This window comes from Fluviicola sp. (genome assembly GCF_030151805.1).
Classification (GTDB): domain Bacteria; phylum Bacteroidota; class Bacteroidia; order Flavobacteriales_D; family Crocinitomicaceae; genus Fluviicola.
The window spans coordinates 1-5,045 of sequence record NZ_JASLCN010000305.1 but is presented as its reverse complement, the minus strand read 5'-3'; the positions used below and the strand labels follow the sequence as shown (position 1 = coordinate 5,045).

The window sequence follows — 5,045 nt, the reverse complement described above, 5'->3', positions numbered from 1 at the left end:
CCCAGGGACATTTTTCGCGCAAATCGTCCATGATATTCAACAGTCTTTCGAAGGCTGCTAATCTTGGATCCAGGTTTAAATTATTATTAGCTAATTCCATACTGCAAATGTACATAGAACAAAATTTGTAATTTTGAATTATGAGATTTACGCTGCTGATTTTTTTGCTACCGGTTTTATGTTATTCTCAGGAAAATAGAGTAGACGATTGGGCCCTCTCATTGAAAGGCAAATCGGGTTTTTTGGCTGCACATCGCGGAACGATGGGGCATTTGGCTAAAGAGCGGCTTTTTTCCGGAGAATTGTCTTTCAGTAAACGCATCCGATCCAAAAATTGGAGTCAGGAATACCGAAATCCTTATGCGGGGGTGACCTTGTACGGATCAAACCTTGGAAACAGGGACATTTTGGGCTATGGCTTCGGGATGTACGGGTTTATTGAATTTCCATGGACGCGGAGTGAGAAACATGTTTTTACCTCCAAGCTCGGAGCCGGTTTGGGAATTGTTACGAAAGTGTATAACACGGAAACAAACCCGAAAAATGTAGCAATGAGTACGTATCTGAATGCCATTATTTGTTTGGGTATTCAAGGCCGTTGGTATATTAAACCGGAACATGCTTTGATTTATAGCTTTGATTTGACTCATTTTTCGAATGGTTCCAGTAAAGTTCCCAATCTGGGAGTGAATATGCCGTTTATCGGTTTGGGATATCAATACACGTTTAAGAAAGAAGAACGCCAGAACCTGGAGCTGACCCGTTTCCAGCATGTTCCGTTCTTTAAAAGCTGGAATGCTTCGCTGGTGGCAGTTCTTTCCGATAAACAGATCTTTCCTACGGGAGGGAAACGTTACCCGATTTTTGCGTTAAGTGCTATGTTGCACAAGCAATTTAAACCGAAAGTAGGAATGGAAATTGCATTGGATATCATCTCAAAACAGTCGATTCTGCATTACCGGGAATACATTCCGAAGACCCAATTGTCCATTCTGCAGATCGGAGGATTTATCGGGTACAATATTCCATTGGATAAATTCCGTTTTGTGATCGGGATGGGGGCTTACATCAAAGACCGCTACAATCCGGATGATCTATTCTATCACCGGGTCGGAATGCGCTATCAATGCGCGAACGGATTGTTGCTGAACCTGGTGCTTAAATCCCATTGGGCAAAAGCCGATTACATCGAATACGGAATAGGGTATACTTTTAACTATAAACCAAGATATCATGCGAAATAGTTTGTTCTTTTTGCTTTCAATACTGGCTGTTTTTTCCTGTAAAAAACCGGAGAACAGAACTTGTTTCAAAATGACGGGAAATGAAACAACCAAAGAAATCGCATTGGAAAATTTTGACCGCCTGGATCTGAGAGAACATGTCCGGTATGTGATCATCCAGGATTCTTTGAATAAAGTGGTGCTCAAAGGAGGAAAAAATCTCCTGAACCTGATCGAAGTGAATGCTTCCGGTGGTTTATTGACCATTGAAAATAAAAACCGCTGCGGTTTCCTCAGAAATGCGAAAAAAGTAGTTGTTGCAGAGATTCATTGTACCAACCTGATCAATATCCGTTTTATTGGAACGGAACCTTTGACATGTGAAGGAGAAATCAATACGGATTATTTTACGTTTTATTCCCGTGACGGGGCAGGAGATGTGAACCTGAGAATCAATGCACTTGTTATTGACGCGGAAGCAAATCACGGCTGGTGTAATTTCACGTTGTCGGGAACAGCTCAAACTGCGCGTATTTGTGCTAAAAGTAACAGTTATTGCGACGTAACCGGATTACAGGTAAGCGATTCGATCTTTGTGGCTTCGGAAACCGTCGGAAACATGAAAATCAATGCAGATAACCTGGTTATTCGCGGCTATATTACGGAGTCCGGAAATATTCTGTATAAAGGAACACCACTTGGAATAGATGTGCTGTTGAATGGAACAGGTGAAGTAAAATCGCTTTAAAAAGCTTTAATGGTTCAAGAGTTCAAAAAAATCAGACCGGATATGGAATTTGAAGGAACTAGAATGATTAGACTTTGAACAAAAAAAAATCCCTGAATTATCAGGGATTTTTTTTTGTTATTTTCCTCTTTTCAATTGCATCAGCACTTTAAATGCTTTGTCAACGTGATCCTGTTTTACAATGATGGTGAATTCGTTTGCGGTTGAAACGATCTCAACAATGTTTAGTCCTTCCCATGCCAAATGCTTCAGGATGTAGTAGTAAATACCATACACTTCTGAATTCACAGCAGGCAGTTTAACCGTAATTGAAGCCAAATCACGCGTATGTGATTTTAAACGTTCGTTGATCAGCAAGTTTTCTACTCTTTGGGAAATGCTTTGGGAACAAATGACTGTTGTTTCAGTCACACCTCTGCATATCGTATAAAAAATATCCGATTCGGAATTAACCAGTTGAACCAAATCTGCTTGTTTCAGACGAAGTGATTCGGTATTTTCAAATGTGAAATCCTCTAAGTTTGAACGAACTAAAAAATCTCCAAGTTCACCGATGATATTTGTGATCTTGATATTTAAACGGTGGTAAAGTCCCGGAGACATGCGCTTAATAGCCATAACGATCGCTCCTTCTTTCACTTCTTTTCCTAAAGCTTCTTCAATTTCGGGTTTGATTTTTCGTGCTAACGAAGAAATGTTGATTAAGTCATCGGTCATTGCCTCGCGTAAAAACGGACTTCTACCGATAATTTCTTCTGTTATTTTTCCAATTGATAACATATTTTGGTTTGAATTAATAGGTGTGCAAATTTACACAAATACAAGCGGAAAAGAACTATTGAATGTTAGATTTTATACAAAATGAATAAACTATTGATTTCAATGAAGAAAACTTCCTCTTTGATGAATATTCTGTTGAGGTAAGATTATGAAGCAATTAAATTGGTAAACGTAAGATCTAGTTAGTATGAATGACTTGTTGTATTTTTAACAATGTTCAGTACGTATTCTAACTGTTGTTGTTCGGTCATTTCGGAGTTGTCAACGACAATGGCATCATCAGCTTGTGTCAGCGGACTGATTGCTCTTGTACTGTCGATACGGTCTCGGTGTTTCAGATTTTCCAGGATCTCTTCGATGCTATTGGTTTCTCCTTTTGCCTGAAGCTCGAGGAAACGTCTTTGTGCACGAATTTCCGGTTTGGCAGTAATGAATAATTTCAATTCTGCTTGTGGGAAAACAACTGTTCCGATATCTCTTCCGTCCATCACAACACCACCGTTTTTGCCCAGTTCCTGCTGTTGTTTCACTAGGAATTCACGCACTTCTTTGATCGCTGCAACCTCACTAACGATGTTGGCAACCTCCAACTGACGGATGATATCCGAGACGTCTTCTCCGTTGAGTAAAACAGCCCTGTTTCCTTTTGCATCAGCATCTCCGAACTGAATGGTAATAGCAGCAAGTGAAGAAACCACGCAGGATAAATTGATTTTGTGAGAACCTAAAACACAGCCATTGTTCAGTGCGTATAACGCAACACAACGATACATCGCCCCGGAGTCGATAAACGTGTAGTTTAACTTTCTTGCGAGTGCCTTTGCCAGGGTACTTTTTCCACAGGAGGAAAAACCGTCGATTGCGATTGTAATGTGTTGCTCTGAATGCATACTGCGAATTTAAGGGAAAAGAATGAAACGGTTATTTTCCGGCATAAAAAAAGGGCTCGTCATGTGACAAGCCCTTCATATTGTTAGATTTCTCTAAGATTAGAATCTCCAACCCAAACGGAACATACCCATCACGTTGTTAGAGAATCCGCTTTGTTTCATTTCATTACCTTTAGCTTCAACAGTAACACCAGCTACAGTTGTAGAAGCAGTACCTTCTTTCATAGTGTAAGAGTTAAATCCTAGACCCAACTCAACTCCTAAGTAGAAATTTTCAGCGAAGTAGTAATCTGTACCAGCAACCAGACCGATACCGAAACCAGCTGTTTTTTGCTCAGACTTCTCAGAGTAATCAGTAGCAATCCAAGTAGCACCGTCAGTTTGTTGACCGTCAGTTGTTGCTTTACCCATACCGAAGTTGATATCCAAACCTGCATAAGGAGACAATTTCTCAGTTCCTTTGAAGTGGTACTCACCTCCAATTCCTACAGTTGTTGTTCCTAATTTAGTTACGTAAGTTCCAGAGTTTCCAGAGTTGTCGATTTCGTTCTCGAAGAAATTCTGAGTTCTTTTCGAGCTGTTGAATCCTAAAGACAAACGAACTGCGATGTTTTCTGTAACGAAGTAACGGAAACGTAATCCTGGAGCAACGATTGCAGGTACACCCGGAGCCGAAGCAGGATTCAAGTTAGTAGCAGAACCATTACCAAATCCGAAAGCTGCCAAACCTGTAACTGTTCCTTCCAATGACATTGGAGCTCCTTCAGTTGGCTTTTGAGCCATAACAGCAGTTGATAAGATCATACCACCTAAAAGTAAACTTAACTTTTTCATGTTTTAAATTATTATTGGTTTGGGCAAATTTACGTATTAAATGGATTCAGGTTACAAAAAAATGTTAACAGATTTCGGTGAATAACTCCGTAATCCATTGAGTGGAACACTTATTGCTTTGTAATCAGCGGATTATTTCCTATTTTTTGGAGAGCAAAAAATTCAGGGTCAAACCATGTTGTCCGCCAGCTACGGAATAGATATACCATCCGTAATCAATGCTAAAACGTTTAAATGCCATTCCCGCTCCGAAACTGAATCCTGCCAGACCGCCGCGACCTACAATGGCAAGTTCTTTTCTTCGCTGGTAATCGAAAGCAGTCCGGATCTGTAATTTTTTTCCGATCAATACTTCGACCTGGATTTTTGCATGGCGGGCCAAATTTTCAAAGAAGCCGGCATTTTTTACCTTGATAGTATCGCCTGTTAAGGGATCAACCCGTGGTTTTGCATTCGGATCGACATAAGATAAATTCCATTTCTGTAAATGCTGAGCCACCAAACTGATTCTGAAAGGCGCGTGTCTCAGCTTGTGTGAGATTCCCAGTTGAACTTCGAGCGGCAGGGGAT

At 40.4% G+C, this 5,045-nt stretch carries 5 protein-coding genes and 1 pseudogene; 2 read left to right on the top strand and 4 right to left on the bottom strand.

Features of this window, described 5'->3' with window-relative positions; genetic code table 11:
* Positions 1-242 precede the first annotated feature (242 nt).
* Both Q1V93_RS11705 and Q1V93_RS11700 read left to right on the top strand, forming a co-directional pair.
* The gene (locus Q1V93_RS11705) at positions 243-1,244 is read left to right on the top strand and encodes an acyloxyacyl hydrolase (RefSeq protein ID WP_300664890.1); all 1,002 of its coding nucleotides are present in this window, start codon (positions 243-245) and stop codon (positions 1,242-1,244) included.
* Positions 1,234-1,971: a DUF2807 domain-containing protein gene (locus Q1V93_RS11700; RefSeq protein WP_300664889.1), complete on the top strand. Its 738-nt coding sequence runs from the start codon at positions 1,234-1,236 to the stop codon at positions 1,969-1,971. The genes Q1V93_RS11705 and Q1V93_RS11700 overlap by 11 nt, the downstream gene beginning before the upstream one ends.
* Positions 1,972-2,088: 117 nt before the next feature.
* Here Q1V93_RS11700 and Q1V93_RS11695 read toward each other — a convergent pair whose 3' ends face one another.
* From Q1V93_RS11695 to Q1V93_RS11680, 4 genes and pseudogenes are all read right to left on the bottom strand, one after another.
* Positions 2,089-2,751: an aspartate kinase gene (locus Q1V93_RS11695; RefSeq protein WP_124746298.1), complete on the bottom strand. Its 663-nt coding sequence runs from the start codon at positions 2,749-2,751 to the stop codon at positions 2,089-2,091.
* A 182-nt stretch (positions 2,752-2,933) separates the two neighbouring features.
* Positions 2,934-3,641 (bottom strand): (d)CMP kinase, encoded by a 708-nt coding sequence (gene cmk, locus Q1V93_RS11690; RefSeq protein ID WP_300664888.1) that lies wholly within the window; start codon positions 3,639-3,641, stop codon positions 2,934-2,936.
* A 99-nt stretch (positions 3,642-3,740) separates the two neighbouring features.
* Complete coding sequence (locus tag Q1V93_RS11685) at positions 3,741-4,475, bottom strand: OmpW family outer membrane protein (protein ID WP_300664887.1); 735 nt, start codon at positions 4,473-4,475, stop codon at positions 3,741-3,743.
* Positions 4,476-4,614: 139 nt separating this feature from the next.
* Positions 4,615-5,045: pseudogene (locus Q1V93_RS11680) on the bottom strand (hypothetical protein); the annotation flags it as partial.

Coding starts and splice junctions, on each gene's coding strand:
- Q1V93_RS11700 (WP_300664889.1), top strand. CDS start 1,234: ATGCGAAATAGTTTGTTCTTTTTGCTTTCAATACTGGCTGTTTTTTCC.
- Q1V93_RS11695 (WP_124746298.1), bottom strand. CDS start 2,751: ATGTTATCAATTGGAAAAATAACAGAAGAAATTATCGGTAGAAGTCCG.
- cmk (WP_300664888.1), bottom strand. CDS start 3,641: ATGCATTCAGAGCAACACATTACAATCGCAATCGACGGTTTTTCCTCC.
- Q1V93_RS11685 (WP_300664887.1), bottom strand. CDS start 4,475: ATGAAAAAGTTAAGTTTACTTTTAGGTGGTATGATCTTATCAACTGCT.